This is a genomic window from Marinobacter sp., from assembly GCF_044799475.1.
Taxonomy (GTDB): domain Bacteria; phylum Pseudomonadota; class Gammaproteobacteria; order Pseudomonadales; family Oleiphilaceae; genus Marinobacter.
On sequence record NZ_CP085217.1, the window covers coordinates 822,449 to 841,886 of the forward strand.

16 protein-coding genes are annotated in these 19,438 nt (G+C 59.8%); 7 read left to right on the plus strand and 9 right to left on the minus strand.

Translation table 11 applies throughout. The features are described from left to right. Positions 1 to 46: 46 nt before the first annotated feature. From LG327_RS03795 to LG327_RS03810, 4 genes are all read right to left on the minus strand, one after another. The gene (locus tag LG327_RS03795) at positions 47 to 691 is read right to left on the minus strand and encodes a superoxide dismutase family protein (protein WP_404365970.1); all 645 of its coding nucleotides are present in this window, start codon (positions 689 to 691) and stop codon (positions 47 to 49) included. A 179-nt stretch (positions 692 to 870) separates the two neighbouring features. Continuing rightward, the gene (locus tag LG327_RS03800; protein ID WP_404365973.1) at positions 871 to 2,457 is read right to left on the minus strand and encodes an ABC-F family ATPase; all 1,587 of its coding nucleotides are present in this window, start codon (positions 2,455 to 2,457) and stop codon (positions 871 to 873) included. Positions 2,458 to 2,635: 178 nt separating this feature from the next. Continuing rightward, positions 2,636 to 4,510, minus strand: a complete 1,875-nt coding sequence (locus LG327_RS03805; protein WP_404365975.1) for an amidohydrolase family protein — start codon at positions 4,508 to 4,510, stop codon at positions 2,636 to 2,638. Positions 4,511 to 4,519: 9 nt separating this feature from the next. After that, entirely contained in the window at positions 4,520 to 5,131 is a 612-nt protein-coding gene (locus LG327_RS03810) for a TetR/AcrR family transcriptional regulator (RefSeq protein WP_404365978.1), read from the minus strand. A gap of 129 nt (positions 5,132 to 5,260) precedes the next feature. On the opposite strand from LG327_RS03810, the gene LG327_RS03815 reads away from it, so the two are divergent. Both LG327_RS03815 and LG327_RS03820 read left to right on the plus strand, forming a co-directional pair. Then, entirely contained in the window at positions 5,261 to 6,145 is an 885-nt protein-coding gene (locus LG327_RS03815) for an alpha/beta fold hydrolase (protein WP_404365980.1), read from the plus strand. A gap of 167 nt (positions 6,146 to 6,312) precedes the next feature. Next, entirely contained in the window at positions 6,313 to 8,826 is a 2,514-nt protein-coding gene (locus LG327_RS03820; protein WP_404365982.1) for an acyl-CoA dehydrogenase, read from the plus strand. Positions 8,827 to 8,845: 19 nt separating this feature from the next. Here the strand turns inward: LG327_RS03820 and LG327_RS03825 are convergent, their stop codons facing one another. Further along, positions 8,846 to 9,439 (minus strand): exopolysaccharide biosynthesis protein, encoded by a 594-nt coding sequence (locus LG327_RS03825; protein ID WP_404365985.1) that lies wholly within the window; start codon positions 9,437 to 9,439, stop codon positions 8,846 to 8,848. 12 nt (positions 9,440 to 9,451) lie between these two features. Then, the gene (locus LG327_RS03830) at positions 9,452 to 10,081 is read right to left on the minus strand and encodes a MarC family protein (RefSeq protein WP_404365987.1); all 630 of its coding nucleotides are present in this window, start codon (positions 10,079 to 10,081) and stop codon (positions 9,452 to 9,454) included. Between the two features lie 119 nt (positions 10,082 to 10,200). On the opposite strand from LG327_RS03830, the gene LG327_RS03835 reads away from it, so the two are divergent. Further along, entirely contained in the window at positions 10,201 to 11,082 is an 882-nt protein-coding gene (locus tag LG327_RS03835; protein ID WP_404365990.1) for an alpha/beta fold hydrolase, read from the plus strand. Between the two features lie 45 nt (positions 11,083 to 11,127). Here the strand turns inward: LG327_RS03835 and LG327_RS03840 are convergent, their stop codons facing one another. From LG327_RS03840 to LG327_RS03850, 3 genes are all read right to left on the minus strand, one after another. Beyond that, a complete protein-coding gene (locus LG327_RS03840; RefSeq protein ID WP_404365993.1) occupies positions 11,128 to 11,976 on the minus strand; it encodes a hypothetical protein in 849 nt (282 codons plus the stop codon). A gap of 68 nt (positions 11,977 to 12,044) precedes the next feature. Further along, entirely contained in the window at positions 12,045 to 12,635 is a 591-nt protein-coding gene (locus LG327_RS03845; RefSeq protein WP_404365995.1) for an exopolysaccharide biosynthesis protein, read from the minus strand. A gap of 78 nt (positions 12,636 to 12,713) precedes the next feature. After that, on the minus strand, positions 12,714 to 13,328 hold the full coding sequence (locus tag LG327_RS03850; RefSeq protein WP_404365998.1) for a TetR/AcrR family transcriptional regulator: 615 nt from the start codon (positions 13,326 to 13,328) through the stop codon (positions 12,714 to 12,716). Between the two features lie 226 nt (positions 13,329 to 13,554). Between LG327_RS03850 and LG327_RS03855 the strand changes: the two genes are divergently transcribed. The 4 genes from LG327_RS03855 (at position 13,555) to LG327_RS03870 (ending at position 19,429) form a co-directional block, all read left to right on the plus strand. Then, positions 13,555 to 15,657, plus strand: a complete 2,103-nt coding sequence (locus tag LG327_RS03855; RefSeq protein ID WP_404366000.1) for a 3-hydroxyacyl-CoA dehydrogenase NAD-binding domain-containing protein — start codon at positions 13,555 to 13,557, stop codon at positions 15,655 to 15,657. A gap of 58 nt (positions 15,658 to 15,715) precedes the next feature. Further along, complete coding sequence (locus tag LG327_RS03860) at positions 15,716 to 16,900, plus strand: acetyl-CoA C-acyltransferase (RefSeq protein WP_404366003.1); 1,185 nt, start codon at positions 15,716 to 15,718, stop codon at positions 16,898 to 16,900. Positions 16,901 to 17,073: 173 nt separating this feature from the next. Continuing rightward, a complete protein-coding gene (locus tag LG327_RS03865) occupies positions 17,074 to 18,261 on the plus strand; it encodes an acyl-CoA dehydrogenase family protein (protein ID WP_404366006.1) in 1,188 nt (395 codons plus the stop codon). 19 nt (positions 18,262 to 18,280) lie between these two features. After that, entirely contained in the window at positions 18,281 to 19,429 is a 1,149-nt protein-coding gene (locus LG327_RS03870; RefSeq protein ID WP_404366009.1) for an acyl-CoA dehydrogenase family protein, read from the plus strand. The last annotated feature ends 9 nt before the right edge of the window (positions 19,430 to 19,438 follow it).

A 19,438-nucleotide genomic window follows, 5' to 3' on the forward strand; every position in this document is an offset into this window, starting at 1 on the left:
ACACACCTCATTTTCGTCCATGAGTTGAAGGGTCAGTGCCTGCCGATCACTTCTCAATAACACCGCAGGCTACCCGGGCCCCACCACCGCCAAGGGCTTCGGGACTGTCGGAATAGTTGTCGCCGCCCTCGTGGATGATGAGAGCGCGACCGTACAGGTCCTTGATTTTCAGACGCGGTGCCAGTACCGGAACCGTCACACTGCCATCGCTGGTGGCATAGAGTGCAGGCAGGTCCCCCATGTGACCCTTCTCATAGGGTCCGTTATGACTGCCGCCCTTCGGATTGTAGTGGCCGCCGGCTGCCCCGCCGGGAACGGTTTTGCCATCTTTTTTGAGGGGGCCGCAGTCCGGGTTCTCATGGAGATGAAAACCATGCACGCCGGGTTTAAGGCCGGCAAGATCGGGCCTGAAAAGAACGCCATGGGGGCTTGCTTCCACCTTGATGGTGCCCATCGAATCAGCCGGGCCCTTCTCTGTAACGGCCCGCATGGTGATTTCCATGCTCCTGTTTTTGCTGTCTCTCTCATTCGCCGCTTTCGCGGTCATCGCCTCGGCTTTTTCCCCGATTTCCATGGCGTCCTGCCGGACATCATCGAGGGGGAGGGATTCGGCATGGCGATCGGCAAGTACAAGCGCGGGAATGAGGCCGGCCGCAATCACTGCAGCCAGTAGTCCTGTTGATCTGTGCATCAGATGTCCTCCTGACAGTAAGAGTGAACTCCTGTCCCACAGCAAAAGAGACATACTCTATACCTAACACACCGACTCAACCGGCTTCAAATCCGCCACCGATCGCCGCACCCGATCGAGACCTGAAACATGTGGCCTGCTGTTTATCCGGATGCGTGCGGAAAGCGGTTCAAAGGCTGCTAGATGTGGCCCTGGCTACGCAGATAATCATCGTAGCTGCCGCTGAAATCGGTGATCCCGTTGGCACTGATCTCCACGATGCGGGTCGCCAGGGAGGAGACAAACTCCCGGTCATGACTGACAAAGATCAGGGTGCCAGGGTAGTTTTCCAGCGCCAGGTTGAGGGCTTCGATGGACTCCATGTCCAGGTGGTTGGTGGGTTCGTCCATCAAGAGCACGTTGGGCTTCTGCAGAATCAGCTTGCCAAACAGCATGCGCCCCTGCTCACCACCGGAGATCACCTGCACGGACTTGGCGATGTCATCGCCGGAGAACAGCATGCGGCCAAGGGTGCCACGAACAAGCTGCTCGCCGCCCTGGGTCCACTGGGCCATCCATTCACTGAGATCCATGTCTTCAGCGAAATCCCGGGTGTGATCCTGGGCGAAGTAGCCTACCTCGGCGCTGTCTGTCCACTTGACCTCACCGGAGTCCGGCGTCATTTCGCCAGCCATGCACTGCAGCAGTGTGGTCTTGCCAATACCGTTGGGACCGATAATCGCTACCCGTTCACCGGCCTCGATCTGCAGATTCAGTTTCGACAGCACGCACTCTTCCCCGAACCCCTTGTACAGGTCTTTCAGGGTGACCGCCTGGCGATGCAGCTTTTTGGTCTGCTCAAAGCGGATAAAGGGACTGATCCGGCTGGAGGGTTTGACCTCTTCCAGCTGGATCTTGTCGATCTGACGGGCCCGGGAAGTCGCCTGCTTGGCCTTGGAGGCGTTGGCAGAGAAGCGGCTGACGAACTGCTGCAGCTCGGCGATCTGTGCCTTCTTTTTGGCATTGTCCGACAGCATGCGCTCCCGTGCCTGGGTTGCGGCGGTCATGTATTCGTCATAGTTGCCCGGGAACAGGCGCAGCTCCCTATAATCCAGGTCCGCCATGTGCGTGCAGACGCTGTTCAGAAAGTGGCGGTCGTGGGAGATGATCACCATGGTGCTGTTACGGGCCACCAGAATGGATTCCAGCCAGCGGATGGTATTGATGTCCAGGTGGTTGGTGGGCTCGTCCAGCAGTAGCACCTCCGGATCCGAGAACAGCGCCTGGGCCAGCAGAACACGCAGCTTCCAGCCAGGCGCCAGGGCACTCATGGGGCCATTATGCTGTTCCAGCGGGATTTCCAGGCCAAGCAACAGCTCGCCCGCGCGGGAATCGGCCGTGTAGCCGTCCATCTCGGCGAACTGGACTTCCAGATCCGCTACCGCCATGCCGTCTTCTTCCGACATTTCCTCCAGCGAGTAGATACGGTCCCGCTCGGCTTTTATCTTCGAGAGTTCTTCATGACCCATGATCACCGTGTCAATGACACTGCAGTTCTCAAAAGCAAACTGGTCCTGACGCAGTTTACCCAGCCGGGTATTCTGATCCAGCATCACCTGGCCGCCGGAAGGCTCAAGGTCTCCACCGAGAATCTTCATGAAGGTGGACTTGCCGCTGCCATTGGCACCGATCAACCCGTAGCGGTTGCCGTTGCCGAACTTGACGGAAACATTTTCGAACAGGGGCTTTGCCCCGAATTGCATGGTGATATTGGCAGTAGAAATCAACGAAGGAACCTATAAGCAGTAAGCAACGGAAAGGCGCGGCAGGGGACCAGCGCGGAAAAGCGGCAATTGTACATGTTTTGAGCGGCTGGCGTACCGGCCACCAGTCAAAATGAGGTAAGGAAATACCGGGGCCGGATCAGGAGCGTCATCGCCTGACCCCGGCCCGCAGGCTTCACTATCAGAAAGTCGTGGCCAGCACAGTACCCATTTTCTCCCTGCCCAGTGCCGATTCAAACCTGTCGCTGCTCCAGGCCGGGTGCCCGGCAATCATCACCAGGGGCACTACGCCGTCCGTCCGGTTGACCAGTTGCTCGTGCTGGAACTCCTCCCTGTACTGGCGGCGCACGCTTTTATTGTGGTCAAACCGGCGCAGGGCAAAGGGATCAATCAGGACTATGTCAGCCTGATCCCCCACCTCCATGCTGCCACCCCTGACACCAAATACCCGGGCGGGATCACGGGTCAGGCGTTTCACCATGTAGGCCACATCCTGGTCGCCGCCGTCCGACGCCATTTTCAGGGCCCGAAGGTTGCCATCATAAAAAGCCATATTGGTGAGATGGGCACCACTGTCATTGAAGCCGGGAAGCAGCTGCGGGTCCATCAGCAGGCTGCGAACCATGGCTTCGTCCCGGTTGGCGGACACTGTGTACCAGCTGATGTCCCGGTCAAAGGCCCGCAGCATGGCGAGCATGAAGTCGCCCTCATCCCGCACTTCGCTGAAATGTTCCGCGATTACTGCTTTTTCTGCGTCGCTCAGGTCCGGGGCCTTGTCGGCACTGGCCGCTTTCACCCGGTCGAAAACCTGCTCAAACGTCATGCCCTCCCACTGCTTCAGCGGGCACACGTCGATGGTCATGTCTTCCAGAGCGCGGTTGAAGGCGTAATCGTCGAGCCTGAGCCACCTTTTCAGCCGGGCCGGTCCGAAGCCGGTTTTGCCATCCATCCACATGGCCCGGAACAGTTTGATGTAGGCCGGATCATCCAGCAGTTTTCTGCGGCCTTCGCGGTCTTCCAGCTCCAGTTCATTCAGCGCGCGCAGCTCGGTAATCTCCTCAGACAGGGGTGTCACCGCGCCGTCGGACCAGACCTTGAACGGCGCTGCCAATGCCTGCAGGTGGAAATCGCCTCGCAGGAAACGGGAATTCAGAACCCGGGCAAGCAGCCGTGCCAGTCGCACGATCTTGCGATTGCTGTGGACATCCAGCGCAGCGACCACGGTGGTTTTGAGGGGCTTGCCGTGGAGCCGGCCCGAGGTGAGCAGAAAGGTTTTGATGGTGCCCAGGGTGGAGTCCTTGGGGGGCGTGGCCTGCCACACAGCGCCCTTGCGTCGGACCACGCTGGTCAACCGTTTGATCTCGCGGTAACTGGCGAACTGGGTGGGAATCGTTTTCTGGGTGTTGGGCTGATTGGCAAGGTAGTGGAACGGCAGGGCATCTGTGGAAAAACCGGCGTAACCGTCGTCCAGCGCCTGTTCCAGAAGCTGTTCCATGGTCTGGAGTTCGTCCTCGGTCGGGTCCCGGGAGATGCTGGCCTCAAAACCCATGGCCTCGATGCGAAGCATGGAGTGAGGCACCATGGTCACCAGGTTGGGCCCCAGCTTGAGGCGGTGGAGATGCTCGATATATTCCTTTGGGTTGTTCCAGTCCACCCGGTCCGCCGTGGCCCGCAGCACGGACTTGGGGATATTCTCCACCCGCGCGTAGCAGTCCACGATGGGGTCCGATTCACCCTTGCGCTGGGCGCCGAACGCCAGGCCGAGACTGCAGTTGGCGATCACCACAGTGGTGGTGCCATGGCGGACGGATTCCGGCAGCCCCGGGGCGACCTCCAGCTCCAGGTCGTAGTGGGTATGAATATCGAACAGCCCTGGCATGGCCCAGTAGCCGGTGCCGTCAATAACCCTGGCTGCGTGCTCCGGATCGAGGTCTGACCCCCGGGCGGCGATGCGCCCACCTGCGATGGCGATATCCTGACTCGGCGCCGGAGGGTTACCGCTTCCGTCAAAGACCTTGGCGCCCTTTATCAGATAATCCCAGGATTTATCGCTCATCACTGCCTCTCAGATTGTTGTTCTGTTTTCAAAATAGGCCGCCAGTAACTGCACGCCTTTTTCAATCAGCTCATCCCGCTGAATGTCCTGATGGCCCTGGAATACATGGCGGTGCACCAGGCCTTCCGCCATGGAAAACAGACAGAAAGCAGTGGTTTCCACATCGTCGCTGACATACCGGGCGACGAACGCACGAACACGGTCCATCAGAATGGACTCGCCCTCGTCCATCACCGCAGCCAGCTCGGGATCCATCCGGCGGCGATATTCCAGCACCTCGTGCAGTCCGGACTCCTTCTCGTGGAAGTCATAAACGAAGCCCAGCGCCTGGCGGAATACGTCCTGTATGTCGGTATTCCCACCCCGCGTGATGCCGAGTCTGGCAGCGGGAACCTGGAGGTGCTCCTGAAGTTCGGCGAAGCGCTGCCGGGTGACTTCCAGCAGCACATCGTCCTTGTTGTGGAAGTACTGGTAAAAGGTTCCCGTTGCAACGCCAGCACGGTCCGCAATGGACTTTGCGGTGGTAGCCTCGAAGCCCTGCCGGGAGAACTCTTCAAAGGCTGCCTGCAGTAGTGCGTTGCACTTGAGGATGGCCCTTTGCTGGGTGGGTGCTGTTTTCATGCTTTATTCGCCGGGTTTTGGTGGTTGAGAAATATCAAAAACGAAACTTGACGTCAAGTTCAGGTTTGACCATGCTCCGGATCAACAATAACTTCAATTTGGCGATGAAAGCCCATCCCGGAGAACAGCATGCGACCCCACGACTGGCACAGAAAAGGCAGGATCCTGAACATCCAGGGCTTCAGTATTTTTGTGGTCGATGAGGGAGGGCCCGGCCAGGAGACCCTGCTGCTGATCCACGGGTTCCCAACCGCGAGCTGGGACTGGCACCGGGTCTGGCCGGAGCTCAGGAAGTCATACCGAGTGGTGGCAATGGACATGCTGGGCTTCGGTTTTTCCGACAAGCCCAACCCCCATGAGTACTCCATTCATGGCCAGGCGGATATCGTGGAAGAAGTGGTTTCCCAGCTGGGTCTCGGGGAATTCCATGTGCTTGCCCATGATTACGGCGACACAGTCGCCCAGGAACTGCTTGCCCGGCAGAATGAAGGGACAGGAGCCGGCAAGTGGCTGTCCGGCTGTTTTCTCAACGGTGGCCTGTTTCCCGAAACCCACCGCGCCCTGCTGACCCAGAAGCTGCTCCTCAGTCCGCTGGGCCCCCTGTTCAATCGTCTTTCCAACAAAAGCCGGTTCGACAGAGCCATGAGCCGGGTCTTCGGCCCCGCCACCAAACCGGACGAACAGGAACTGGCGGATTACTGGTCTCTGGTGAACCACAAGGGCGGCAAGCACATCTTCCACAACCTGATCACCTATATGAACGACCGCAAAAAGCACCGGCAACGCTGGGTGGATGCACTGAGGGACGCCAATGTCCCACTGGCCCTGATCAATGGCTCTGCCGATCCGGTCTCCGGCGCCCACATGGTGGCCCGTTATCGGGAACTGGAGCTGCCCCTCGCCTTTCTTGCGGAACTGCCAGACACAGGCCATTACCCCCAGATGGAAGCACCTTCTTCAGTCGCCATGCATTATCTGGATTTTCTGGGAGGGCGGAGGGACTCAGCGGCATAGTCCGTCATCTTTCCTTTTTCCGCCCGGAGCAGATCTTTTCCCGTCTGTTTGAGTCTTTTCACCACCCCAGCCCCCGCCGGGAGCGTCGTCACGGGCTTGCAACCCGGCCGGCTTTGACCCAAGGTAAATGACTGGTTTCTGCATTCACCCGATAAGGAGGTCATTCGATGAGTGTTCTTTTTCTCATTCTCAGCGCCCTGGTGCTGATCTATTTTGGAACCGGCGGCACCATCGCTGCTGCAGTACTCACGGTCGCCACCCTGATCGGCCTCTGGCTGGATGGCTGGCATCTTGCCAGCTTCCTGTTTGGCGGCGCTCTGCTGGCTCTCAGCCTCGTCCTGGTGATGCCCGGAAACTTCCGACGGGACCGACTCAGCAAGCCCCTTCTGGGCTGGGTCCGCGGCCAGCTCCCCACTCTCTCCAGCACTGAGCAGGAAGCCCTGAGTTCCGGCAGTGTGGACTGGGACGGCGAACTTTTTTCCGGCCAGCCCAACTGGTCAAAACTGCTCAGCTACACCCCGGCACGCCTGACGAAAGAGGAACAGGCGTTTGTCGACGGGCCTGTGGAAACTCTCTGCGGCATGCTCGACGACTGGGCGATCACCCATGAGCATTACGACCTGCCGGAAGAAGTCTGGGACTACATCAAGAAGGAAGGCTTCTTTGGCCTGGTGATTCCCAAAGAGGATGGCGGCAAGGGCTTTTCTGCGACGGCGCACTCTGAAATCGTGATGAAGATCTCCACCCGCAGCGTGTCCGCGGCGGTCACCGTGATGGTGCCCAACTCCCTGGGCCCGGGCGAACTGCTCATGCATTACGGCACGGACAGCCAGAAAGAACACTACCTGCCACGGCTGAGCAAAGGCGAGGAAATTCCCTGCTTTGCCCTGACTTCCCCGGTCGCCGGCTCGGATGCCGGTGCCATTCCAGACCGAGGCATTGTCTGCGAGGGCGAATGGAACGGCGAGAAAGTGCTGGGCATGAAGGTCACCTGGAACAAACGCTATATCACCCTGGCCCCGGTGGCCACGGTGATCGGTCTGGCGATCAAGGTCTATGATCCCGACCACCTGATTGGCGAGAACGATAACGTAGGTGTCACCTGCGTACTGGTGCCCCACGATCTGGAAGGGGTGAACAGCGGCTCCCGCCATCTGCCCATGAATACCGTTTTCATGAACGGGCCCACCTGGGGGGATGAGGTGTTCATTCCCATGGATCAGGTAATCGGCGGCCAGGAAATGGTAGGCAAAGGCTGGAAGATGCTGCTGGAGTGCCTCTCCATTGGCCGCTCCATCTCCCTGCCCGCTCTGGGCACCGGGGCAGGCAAGCTGGCCTGCCTCACCACCGGCTCCTATGCCCTGACCCGGGAACAGTTTGGCCGTTCGATCAGCAATTTCGAAGGTGTCCAGGAGGCTCTGGAACCCATCGCAGGTTATACCTACATGATGGACGCCGCCCGCCTGCTGACGTCAGGCATGCTGGACCGCGGGGTCCGGCCCTCGGTTCCGTCTGCGCTGCTCAAGTACCGCAATACGGACTTGATGCGTGACGTTATCAACCATGCCATGGATGTGGTGGCAGGACGGGGTGTGATTACCGGCCCCCGGAATTTCATGGCACGGGCCTACCAGGCAGTGCCCATCGCAATTACGGTGGAAGGCGCCAACATCCTTACCCGTACCCTGATGGTCTTTGGCCAGGGAGCAATCCGCTGCCACCCCTTTATCGTGGATGAGATAGAAGCGGCGGGCATGGATGACCAGAAAAAAGCCGTGGCGAAGTTCGATGGCATTTTTTACCGGCACATCGCCCACACCACCCGCAACGGTCTCCGCAGCTTCCTGGGCGGCCTGACCCGGGGGATGACCGAGTCTGCCCCCAGCCGGGGGGACATAGGCCGCTACTACCGCCAGCTCAGCCGTTTCGCCTCGGCCTTTGCCCTGATGACAGACGTGACCCTGCTTACCGTTGGCGGCGGCCTCAAAGCGCGCCAGCGACTCTCGGGCCGGATGGCGGATTGCCTGGTGCATCTGTACTACGCCTCGGCAGTCATCAAGATGTGGCATGACGAGGGCTATCCGGATGACCAGCGTCCGCTGGTGGAGTGGAGTCTGGAAACCTCCCTGCATGGCTTCCAGACACAGATGAAGCGTGCAATCGACAACTTTCCCATGAAGGCCCTGCGCTGGCCCCTGAGATTTATCGTATTCCCGCTGGGCGCCAGTGGCCTTAAGGTTCCGGATGACCGGCTGGGCACCGAGGTTGCCAGCACCATCGTCAAGGATGCGCCCATCCGCCAGCGGCTGGCGCGGGGCGCCTACTACAATGACAACCCGGATGACGCCGTGGGCCGTGTGCTGACCGCTTACCGTCTGGCCAACGAAACCCATGATCTGCGCGAGCGGCTTCACGACGCCCTGCGCAAGCGGGACCCGGATGAGCTGGGGGCCATCGACATGCTGATGGGCCACGAGCGCAAGCATCTGGTGGACTGGGCCGTGGAAGAAAAAATCGTCACTGAAAAAGAGGCTGAACCCCTGCTTGAGGCACTGACCGCGCTCTATGACGTGATCCGGGTGGATGCGTTTGACGAGGACGGTATCAAGGAGCTGGCGAAGTGCGCCAAAGGCAAGCGCAAGGTGGTCGAGCGGCCAGTGGATCTGCAGGACGGCGGCTGACTGGCCGAAGGCGCCATGTTCAGAACATGGCGGCGATAATGATGGCCAGGGCGCCGGCGGTCGCGGAAAGGGCAATCAGTGCCAGCAGGCCATCCCGGGCAATCATGGCCAGGCCAAAAGCCACAAGCGCAATGGCAGCAAGGTTGGCGCTGAAGGGAATAAGCTCAAGAGCCGGCATGATGGCTGCAACCACCATGCAACAGCCGGCCATCACATAAAGCCCTGGGCGCCGCACCAGGCCGGTCAGCCTGGGCCCGGTGAACCGGTCAACAAATGCTGCCGGTTTTCGCATCCACTGGAGCCCCCGAACCAGCTTCTGGCGGGAAATTGTCCGGTCAGCCAGCCAATCGGGCAGCCATATGTGCGTGCGGCCGAACAGAAGCTGTCCGACGGTCAGCAGAACCAGCATCGCCAGCAGGGTTGGAACGCCGGGGATATCGCCGATCAACGGCGCCCCGATAATGAGCCCCGCCACCAGCACTACAGGGCCAAAAGAACGCGGGCCGACCGCGTCGAGAATTCCGCGAACCGACACAACCGGGCTCCCGTGTGTCTGCTCAAGAATCTGGTCCAGCAGCTCCTCAACGCTGGCAGGATCGTCGTCCCCGGCCATTCCCCGGCCTCCTCATCCGTAAGTGGTTGCGATAAAGCCCGAAATCCCTGTCAGAACAATCTCGGCCGCCATGGCAGAGAGCACCAGGCCGCTGATCTTTGACATGATATTCAGTCCGTTCTTTCCCATGACCCGTTCAAGATAACCGGAAAGATACAGAAGCGCGGCCATTCCCAGAAGCGCGGTGAGAAGCCCGAGCAGCCCCCCGCTCACCTCGGAAAAGCTGTTGAGCTCCGCCCCGTATACCATGATGGCACCGATGGTGGCTGGGCCGATCATCATGGGAATCGCCAGTGGCACCACGGCTACATCCTCTCTGTCCTCCACCGGCAGGCCGGTGGCGTGGTTCCGGGTACCGCTGGTGACCAGGCTGACGGCGGTCAGAAAAAGCAGGCTTCCGGCGCCAATACGGAAAGAATTGAGGGTGATGCCAATGACGGAGAACAGCAACGGGCCGATGAAGAAAAGAACCACGCCCAGGATCAGGGCCGCGGTGCAGGATCTCCTGATAACCACGACTTTTTCGGTAGCGGACTGGCCCCGGGTAAGTGCCAGAAACATGGTCACCACGAAAAACGGAGCCAGAAGGAACAGAAAACGTATGGAACTGCTGAGGTAAGTGCTAAAAAAGGCAGCCAGCATGAATATATCCAACAGTAGTACAGGGTTTGATGATTCAGGCGGCCCGCTGAAGCCACTGGATGGTCACTGCAGGCCAATCTGCGTTATCGTCCATGATGACAATTCCCATGGAGAATCTCATGTACCTTAGCAATCCCCTGCCCATCGAGACCAGTCGTGGCCGGTTCAGCTACCGGGAAAGTGGTGATCTGTGGGGAGAAACGGTGGTCATGATTCACGGCTGGCCGGAGAGCTCTTACTGCTGGGAGCCGGTCGCTCCACGGCTGAAGACAGGCCTGCGGATCCTTGCCGTAGACCTCAGAGGGCTGGGGGACAGTGAACGCACCGCAGGAGTGGAGCACTACCTGAAACAGGAGCTCGCCCGGGACGTGATTGAGGTGCTGGACCAGCTTGAGATCCAGGATTTCCAGCTGGTGGGCCACGACTGGGGCGGCATTGTAGCCCAGGAAATTGCTCTTGCCGTGCCGGAACGGGTGCGGCGCATGGTGATCATGAACATAGCCGTCATCAACAACCTCAGGGGGAACCGGGAGGTGATCGAGAAGGTCCGTTCAGAAGGCGCGGGCACCTACTGGTATCAGCATTTTCTGCAGACTCCGGATCTGCCGGAAGCGATGATTCCAGGCAACGAAGCAATCTGGCTTGGCCACTTCCTGAAAACCTCTAACCGCCAGCCTTTCCCCGAGGATGCCCTGGAAGAATACATACGCACCTTCCGGATTCCCGGCACTGCGGGCACCAGTGCCAATTACTACCGCACCTTCCGGGACGATGCCCAGCGCTGGGCGACCATGGAGGGCCATGTATGGCCAATGCCGTCCATGTATATCTATGGCAAAAGGGACAGGATCATTATTCCGGAATATCTGAACCACATAGAGGACTGTTTCGATAGCATCCAGGTGGAGCAGATAGAAGCCGGACATTTCCTTCAGGAGGAGGAGCCGGACAAGGTCGCGGAGCGGCTGAACGGGTTTCTCGAAGCGGCAAGCAATGCCTGAGAGATGGAGCGCGGCCCGGACTCTGGAACTCAGGCATTTTCCCGGTCACCGGCCTGCACTGACGTAGACCCAGTTGGTTCCAACGTTGTCACAGGCCACTATGTCCCGGTCGATCGCTGCGCAGAACTCAATGCTCTCCGGCAATTCGTCCGGATACCCGGTGCTCACCGCAAGGGTTTTCCTGTCCTCTTTGAGAAGCTCGTAGGTCTGCTGAAGACGCGCTGCGAAGTCGACGCCACCCGCTTCTGTTGTGTGAAAGGCGTTGTGGAAGGCGGTGAAACTCATGGTGGCGCCCGCGAGGCCTATGTCCAGCATCTTCCTGATATAGAGGTCGTAGGCATCCGACAGGTAGCTCCGTACAGCCTCCTCATCATCGCGGGAACCCTCAAAAGAGGCCAATGCCAGCCTGTTTTCGCCGGACAGTGCGGCACTGGCAAGGGCGCTCGCCGGCCGATTGGTTGCCAGTTCAAAGCGACGGCCGGGGCAGGCAATGGTCCTGCCCTCTCCGGCGAGCCGGCACTGCCGGAGGGATGAATCTGCCGTGACATCCGAAAGCCTGTCAGGAACCTCCTGACGCTCGGATACAGGGGGCTCAGACGGCTCAGGCCTGCCGGGGGTTCGTTCCTGCTTCCGGACTTCGGTGCTTGCCCCGGGAAGCGATATACCCAGACGCTGGGCCGGACGTTTCAGCAGCAGCGCTTGCACCCGGGGATCGTTGCGCCTGAAATCCGTCGCTGAAGGCAGGGCATCCCCCTCTCCTTCGCTGACCACCTGACAATAGACCCGTTCCAGCTCCGTTTTTGCGGTCGCAAGGCAGGAGTCGTCAGCAGCTGCAACCTGCACCGAGGTACAGGCGAAAGCAACCGCCATAATTATCTTCCAGTAACTGGCCACCAGTCAGTCTCCTTTCCCGAAACCCGGGTTTATTACGCGTGCTGCATGGTAAAGCCCAAAAGGCTCTCTCAGCTCAGGCCGGCGACAACCGCAAGGGGTACGCTCAGGGTGACCGTCCAGGCAAACAGGGCTATTGCGCCATCCCTGGCAAGCATCGAGAAACCAAAGGCCACCAGAGCAACGCCGAACAGGCTGGAGCTGAAAGGGACAATCTCGGTAAGCGGCATGATAAAGGCAATAACCACACAGGCGCCGGCCATGACATCAAGTCCCATGCCTTTCACCAGGGGAACAAGCCGCTGGCGGCTCAGACCATCAAGAACCTTCGCCACCGGCCGCAGGAACTCCATCGCGCGAACCAGCCGGTCCCGTGGGATCTGGCGCCCCACCAGCCAGCGCGGAAGCCAGATGTGCTCCCGCCCTACAATCAGCTGCCCCAGGGTGAGCAGGGTAAGCATGCCCATTAAGGTAGGCATTCCTGGTACGCCGCTGAGCGGAGTGACGAGGATGATGCCGACAAACATCACTACCGGTCCGAAAGAACGACGGCCCACCGAATCCAGTATGTGGTCAACAGAGACGTGCCCATCGTCCGCCCGCGCGAGCTCAATGCGGTCCAGTACCTCTTCAATGGTGTCCGGTTCCTCCGGATAACCCATATTTCCGATTCCTGTATTGAATGGGTGTTTCCAGTCAACCACAAACTCAAGCCCTGATAAATTACAGATCAGGCCTTTTTATTCCTCCTGTGCCAGAACCACCCGGGCCAGCAGGTCCTCCACGCGGCGGATGGCATCTTCGTCTCCTTTTTTGCCCGTGAGGACTACCTGGGAGCCGATGGTGGCGACATAGAGCAGCAGTGACATATCCCGCACCCGCTCCGGGTCGCTGCTCAGACGCTGAAACAGGGTACAGTTCTGGCTGATGCGGGCAGCGTCCACCTGGGTCACCAGCTCCGCTGCATAATCGTCGCGACGGGCAAAATCCCGCACGGCCAGCTCTACCTGAAGACGCCGGATATTGCCCCGTGCATCTGAAAGGAGCAAGTCCAGAATCTTGCGCAGCTCGGCCTCCACATCTCCGCCCTGGGGCTTCCAGTACTGCAACTCATGCAGTCGGCGGTCCCGCCAGCGATCGAGAAAGCTGGTAACCAGGTCTCCATGATCCCTGAAATGCCAGTAAAAACTGCCCCGGGTAACTCCCAGCTTTTTGGCAAGGGTCAGCACCCGCAGGTGTCCGAAACCACCAGCGGCCACCTCTCCTGCTGCTGCGTCCAGCCAGTTGTCCCGGGTGAGCTGAGGCGTGCCGGAAGGCTTGCGGCCGCGTCCGGTCTGGGCTTTGGGCTCTGTCATCCTGGCGTCGTGTCCTGTCATTAACGGTGGAGTGGAATTGTGTCTCAGGGCGTTGACCATGCCCATAACATACATTAGTGTATGGAAGCACAATACACCAGTGTATGGAAACTTGCATCCCGGTTTCCAGCACACCGTCAGACGACAAACGGGGCCTTTACCAGGTGATTTCCGGAAGCATTTCGGGACCCCGGGTCTCCCTGCCCGTGCCAATGAGGAGCTCCACATGAATACCGCGCACTACGAAACCAACGGCGAGATTGCCGTTATCCGGCTCGACAATCCGCCGGTCAATGGCCTGGGCCTGGCCCTGCGCCGCGGAATTGTTGAAGGTCTCAAACAGGCTGAAAGCGACAGCAATATCAGGGCCGTGGTGGTGACAGGCTCCCAGCGGGCATTTTCCGGCGGTGCCGACATTGCCGAATTCGGCACGCCAAAAACAATGATAGAGCCTGTCCTGACCACGGTCGTCAACTATCTCGAGACCAGTTCCAAGCCTGTCATTGCGGCCATCAGTGGTGCCTGCATGGGCGGTGGCCTCGAAGTGGCCCTGGGATGCCACTATCGGGTAGCCACTCCTGATGCCCAGATCTCCCTGCCGGAGGTGAAGCTGGGCATTCTGCCGGGCGCCGGCGGCACCCAGCGCCTGCCAAGACTCATTGGCGCGGAGCATGCTCTGAACATGATTGTTTCCGGCGCCATCCTGCCGGCAAAACAGTTCAAGGGCAGCGCCCTGTTCGACGAACTGGTAGAGGGTGATCTGCTTGAAGGCGCACTGGCCTTTGCCCGCAAGGTGATCAGTGACAACCTGCCACTCAAGCGCGTTCGCGACCTGAAAGCGGAACATCCGAATCCGGAAGGCTTTTTCATGTTTGCCCGCAACACCGTGGGCGCAATCGCCAAAAACTATCCGGCACCCCTGAAGTGTGTGGATGCGGTGGAAGCAGCCGTCACCAGGCCCTTCGACAGAGGCATGGAAGTGGAACGTGAAGCCTTCGTTAACCTGCTCCAGACTCCCGAGTCCCGTGCGCTTCGCCACGCCTTCTTTGCTGAGCGCCTGACCACCAAAATCAAGGACGTGCCTTCCGACACGCCGACCCGGGACATCAGGTCCGTCGGTGTCATCGGTGCCGGCACCATGGGTACAGGCATCAGCATCAACTTCCTCAATGCCGGCATTCCGGTCACCCTTGTGGAAATGAAGCAGGAAGGCCTGGACCGCGGCATGGACGCGATCCGCAAGGTTTACGAAGGCCGGGTGAAAAAGGGCAAGATGACCGAAGACAAGGCAAAAGCCTGCCTGGATCTGGTCACTCCGTCCCTGAGCTATGACGACCTGAAAGACGCGGAGCTGGTGATTGAAGCCGTATTCGAGGAAATGGGCGTCAAGGAATCCGTATTCAAGAAGCTGGATGAGGTCTGCAAGCCAGGCGCCATTCTGGCCTCCAACACCTCCACTCTGGATGTGGACAAGATCGCCAGCTTCACCAGCCGCCCCCAGGACGTCATTGGCCTGCACTTCTTCAGCCCCGCCAACATCATGAAGCTGCTGGAAGTGGTCCGTGGTGAAAAGACTGCCAAGGATGTGCTGGCCACCGCCATGAAGCTGGCCAAGGCCATCAAAAAGACCGCGGTGGTTTCCGGAGTTTGTGACGGCTTCATTGGCAACCGGATGATCAACCAGTACCAGCGGGAAGCCCTGCTGATGCTGGAGGAAGGTGCCAGCGTCCAGCAGATCGACAAGGCCATCGAGAAATTCGGCTTTGCCATGGGCCCGCTGCGGATGGCAGACATGGCCGGTGGTGACATTGGCTGGGCGATCCGCAAGCGCCAGTACGCGGAAAACCCCGACATGAAGAAAATGGTGGTTGCCGACCGCCTGAGCGAAATGGGTCGCCACGGCCAGAAAACCGGCGCCGGCTTCTACCGTTATGAGCCAGGTAACCGCAACGCCCTGCCCGATCCTGAAGTGGACAGGGTGATCGATGAAGTGCGTGGCGAACTGGGCATCACCCCCCGCAAGATCAGCAACAGGGAAATTGTTGAGCGCTGCGTCTACGCCCTGGTGAACGAAGGCGCCCGCATTCTCGAGGAAGGCATCGCCCAGCGCGCCTCCGACATCGACATGGTGTACCTGACCGGCTACGGCTTCCCGGTCTTCCGGGGGGGCCCCATGCACTACGCGGAGGAAGTGGGTCTGCCCAACGTGGTTCGCGCCATGGAGCCCTTTGCGGAGAACCCCCACACCCAACCCGGCTTCTGGGAGCCTGCTGACCTGCTCGTGAAATGCGCCGCAGAAGGCAGGCGTTTCGACGAAAAGACCGCGTAAACCGGCCAAAGTTTTTTAGCGGGAGCGCCCTGGCGCTTTCGCCATCAGGAGAATCATTATGTCCAGTAAAGATGTTGTCATTGTATCCACTGCCCGTACCCCGCTGGCCAAATCCTGGCGCGGCGGCCTGAACATGACCCACGGCGCCACCCTGGCCGGCCATGCCATCCAGCACGCGGTCGAGCGCTCGAAAGTCGACCCCAATGAAATTGAAGACGTGCTGATGGGCTGCGCTCTGCCCGAAGGTTCCACCGGCAACGATGTGGCGCGCATGGGTGCCATCCGCGCCGGCCTGCCGGTGTCGGTTGCCGGTGCTACCATCAACCGCTTCTGCTCCTCCGGTCTCCAGGCCATTGCCATGGCGGCCCAGCACATTGCCGTCGATCGGGTGCCGGTGATGGTTGCCGGCGGTGTTGAATCCATCTCAACGGTTCAGGCCAACGTCAACCAGACCTACATGATGGAGCCCTGGCTGGCCAAGCATAAGCCGGAGCTTTACTGGTCCATGCTGGACACCGCCGAAACAGTCGCCAGGCGTTACGACATCAAGAAAGAAGATATGGACGAATACGGGGTCCGCAGTCAGCAACTGGCTGCAAAAGCCCGTGACGCCGGCAAATTCGACGATGAAATCGTACCCATCACCACCATCATGGGTGTTGCCGACAAGGCCACCGGCCAGCTCAGCAGCCGGGAAGTGACTGTCAGCCAGGACGAGGGTATCCGCCCGGACACCAATCTGGAAGGCGTCAGCAAAATCCGCGCCGCGAAGGAAGGCGGCGTGGTCACAGCGGGCAACGCCAGCCAGTTCTCCGATGGTGCCTCCGCCTGTGTTCTGATGGACGGCGAGCTGGCCCAGAAGCGCAACATTGAACCGCTGGGCATTTTCCGGGGCTTCGCGGTGGCTGGTTGTGAGCCCGACGAAATGGGTATCGGCCCGGTTTTCGCAGTGCCCAAGCTGCTCAAACGCGCCGGTCTGACCGTTGATGACATCGGGCTGTGGGAGCTCAACGAAGCCTTTGCCGTTCAACTGCTCTACTGCCAGCGCAAACTGGGCATCCCCATGGAGCGTCTGAACGTCAACGGCGGTGCTATTGCCATCGGTCACCCGTACGGCACCACGGGCTCCCGTCTGGTCGGCCATGCCCTGATCGAGGGCAAGCGCCGGGGCGTAAAGTATGTCGTGGTGACCATGTGTGTGGGCACTGGCATGGGTGCTGCTGGTCTGTTTGAAGTGGCCTGATCGTATTGGTGCCAGTGGCCGGCGGAGCCCAAGCGTCACATGGATGTGCCGAAGGAGCGTGTTTTGAAAGATGGCTCCCCTCCGGCGCCGCCTCCCAATTCGGCACAAATAATCAGAACTTTCATGCGGCTCAAAAGCAGAGCCATTAACCTCAGCCAACAGAGAGGTGCTCCATGGATTTGAATTACACCCCCGAACAGGACGAATTCCGAAAGGAAGTCCGCAAATTCCTCCAGGACAATCTCCCGGACGACATCCGCCAGCGCGTGAAACGCCGCCTGCGACCGGACAAGGAAATGACCGAACGCTGGCAGAAGATCCTGTTCGATCAGGGCTGGGGCGCCTCTGCCTGGCCGCAAAAGCACGGCGGACCAGGCTGGGATCCCATCCAGCAGCTGATCTTCGAGGAAGAGTGTGCCGCCGCCGGCGCGCCCCGCCAGCTGGATTTCGGCCTGCGCATGGTGGCGCCGGTGATCATGACCTTTGGCACTGAAGAACAGAAACAGCGCTTTCTGGCGGGCATCCTGTCCGGCGAGGAATGGTGGTGTCAGGGCTATTCCGAACCCGGTGCCGGTTCCGACCTGGCCTCCCTTCGCACCAGTGCAAAACGGGAAGGCGACCATTACATAGTCAACGGCCAGAAAACCTGGACCACCCTGGGCCAGCACGCAGACTGGATTTTCTGTCTGGTGCGCACCAGCACCGAAGGCAAGCCTCAGCAGGGCATTTCCTTCCTGCTGATCGACATGAAAAGCCCGGGTGTTACCGTTCGTCCTATCATCATGCTGGACGGCGAGCACGAGATTAACGAAGTCTACTTCGACAACGTCAAAGTGCCGGTGGACAACCTGGTGGGCGAAGAGAACAAGGGCTGGACCTACGCCAAGTTCCTTCTTGGCCACGAGCGCACCGGCCTGGCCAATGTGGGTCAGTGGAAAGCCCTGATGACACGACTCAAGGAAGTGGCCAGGGAATCCAAAGACGGCCAGCGGGCACTGATCGAAAACACCCGCTTCCGGGACCGTGTTGCCCAGCTGGACATTGAACTCCGGGCGCTGGAACTCACCGTTCTGCGGGTACTGACCAACGAATCAGGACCCGGCCCCCAGGCCTCCATTCTCAAGATTCGTGGCACAGAAGTGGGTCAGAAACTGTTTGAACTGCTGATGGAAGCCATGGGTCCGGATGCCATTGCGCATATTCCCGAAGCTCTGGACCTGGGCTATGAAGGCCCCCACGTAGGCGCTACCGACGCCGCGCCTGCCGCCGGGGACTACTTCAACATGCGCAAACTGTCGATTTTTGGCGGGTCCAACGAAATCCAGCGCAATATCATCGCCCAGATGGTTCTTGGCCTGTAAGCCTGAGGAGCAGCGAAACATGAATTTCGATCTGACAGAAGAGCAACAGATGCTGCAGGATTCCCTGCGGCGCTTCCTGAAAAACGAATACAGCTTTGAAAAACGCCGCCAGATCATTGATTCCGGCAAAGGCCTGGATGAGAAAACCTGGAGCGCCTTCGCCGACATGGGGCTACTGGGGTTCACCTTCCCCGAGGAGCATGAAGGTCTGGGTGGCAATGCCATGGACACCATGCTGGTGATGGACAGCTTTGGCCGGGCCCTGGTGGTGGAGCCCTACCTGGCCACCGTGGTTCTGGCCGGTGGGCTTATCCGGGATGCGGGCAGCGAGGAGCAGAAAGCCACCATCCTGCCGAAGATTGCAGCCGGGGAGCACCTGATGGCTTTCGCCCACAGCGAGCCCGGTGCCAGATACAACCTGACCCAGGTCATGACCACCGCAGAAAAGACCGATGATGGCTTTGTGCTGAATGGTCAGAAAACCGCGGTTATCCATGGCGGCCAGGCCGGCCAGCTGATTGTCTCTGCCCGCAGCAGCGGCGACATTACCGATCCCGAAGGCGTTTCCCTGTTCCTTGTTGACCGCAATGCCGAGGGTCTCCATGTCACCGATTTTGCCACCCACGATGGCCAGCGCACCGCTGAGCTGCTGCTGGACAATGTCCGGGTGAGTGACGATGCGGTGGTGGGAGAACCGGGAAACGGCCTGCCGCTGATTGAAAAGGCAACGGATCTGGCCATCGCGGCCCTCTGTGCTGAAGCGGTGGGCGCCATGGAGGCGCTGAACGAAGCCACGCTGGATTATCTCAAGACCCGCAAGCAGTTCGGGGTGCCCATTGGCAAGTTCCAGGTGCTTCAGCACCGCATGGCGGACATGTTCATTGCCGCCGAGGAGGCCAAAACCATGTCCATCCTGGCCGCCAGCGAAGCGGATTCCGATGACCGGGAAACCAGACGCCGGGCCCTGTCCATGGCCAAGAGCCTGGTCGGCCAGTCGGCCCGCAAACTGGGCCAGGACGCCGTGCAGCTTCACGGCGGCATGGGCGTGACGGATGAGATGTTCGCTGCCCACCTGTTCAAGCGCCTGACACTGATCAACCTTCTGTTCGGCGATGCCGACTACCACCTGGAACAGGTCAGCGACCAGCTGCTGACCGGCACCGCCTGACCCGGAGAT

Coding starts and splice junctions, on each gene's coding strand:
- LG327_RS03865 (WP_404366006.1), top strand. CDS start 17,074: ATGGATTTGAATTACACCCCCGAACAGGACGAATTCCGAAAGGAAGTC.
- LG327_RS03795 (WP_404365970.1), bottom strand. CDS start 691: ATGCACAGATCAACAGGACTACTGGCTGCAGTGATTGCGGCCGGCCTC.
- LG327_RS03820 (WP_404365982.1), top strand. CDS start 6,313: ATGAGTGTTCTTTTTCTCATTCTCAGCGCCCTGGTGCTGATCTATTTT.
- LG327_RS03855 (WP_404366000.1), top strand. CDS start 13,555: ATGAATACCGCGCACTACGAAACCAACGGCGAGATTGCCGTTATCCGG.
- LG327_RS03850 (WP_404365998.1), bottom strand. CDS start 13,328: ATGACAGAGCCCAAAGCCCAGACCGGACGCGGCCGCAAGCCTTCCGGC.
- LG327_RS03845 (WP_404365995.1), bottom strand. CDS start 12,635: ATGGGTTATCCGGAGGAACCGGACACCATTGAAGAGGTACTGGACCGC.
- LG327_RS03870 (WP_404366009.1), top strand. CDS start 18,281: ATGAATTTCGATCTGACAGAAGAGCAACAGATGCTGCAGGATTCCCTG.
- LG327_RS03810 (WP_404365978.1), bottom strand. CDS start 5,131: ATGAAAACAGCACCCACCCAGCAAAGGGCCATCCTCAAGTGCAACGCA.
- LG327_RS03860 (WP_404366003.1), top strand. CDS start 15,716: ATGTCCAGTAAAGATGTTGTCATTGTATCCACTGCCCGTACCCCGCTG.
- LG327_RS03805 (WP_404365975.1), bottom strand. CDS start 4,510: ATGAGCGATAAATCCTGGGATTATCTGATAAAGGGCGCCAAGGTCTTT.
- LG327_RS03825 (WP_404365985.1), bottom strand. CDS start 9,439: ATGGCCGGGGACGACGATCCTGCCAGCGTTGAGGAGCTGCTGGACCAG.
- LG327_RS03830 (WP_404365987.1), bottom strand. CDS start 10,081: ATGCTGGCTGCCTTTTTTAGCACTTACCTCAGCAGTTCCATACGTTTT.
- LG327_RS03835 (WP_404365990.1), top strand. CDS start 10,201: ATGTACCTTAGCAATCCCCTGCCCATCGAGACCAGTCGTGGCCGGTTC.
- LG327_RS03815 (WP_404365980.1), top strand. CDS start 5,261: ATGCGACCCCACGACTGGCACAGAAAAGGCAGGATCCTGAACATCCAG.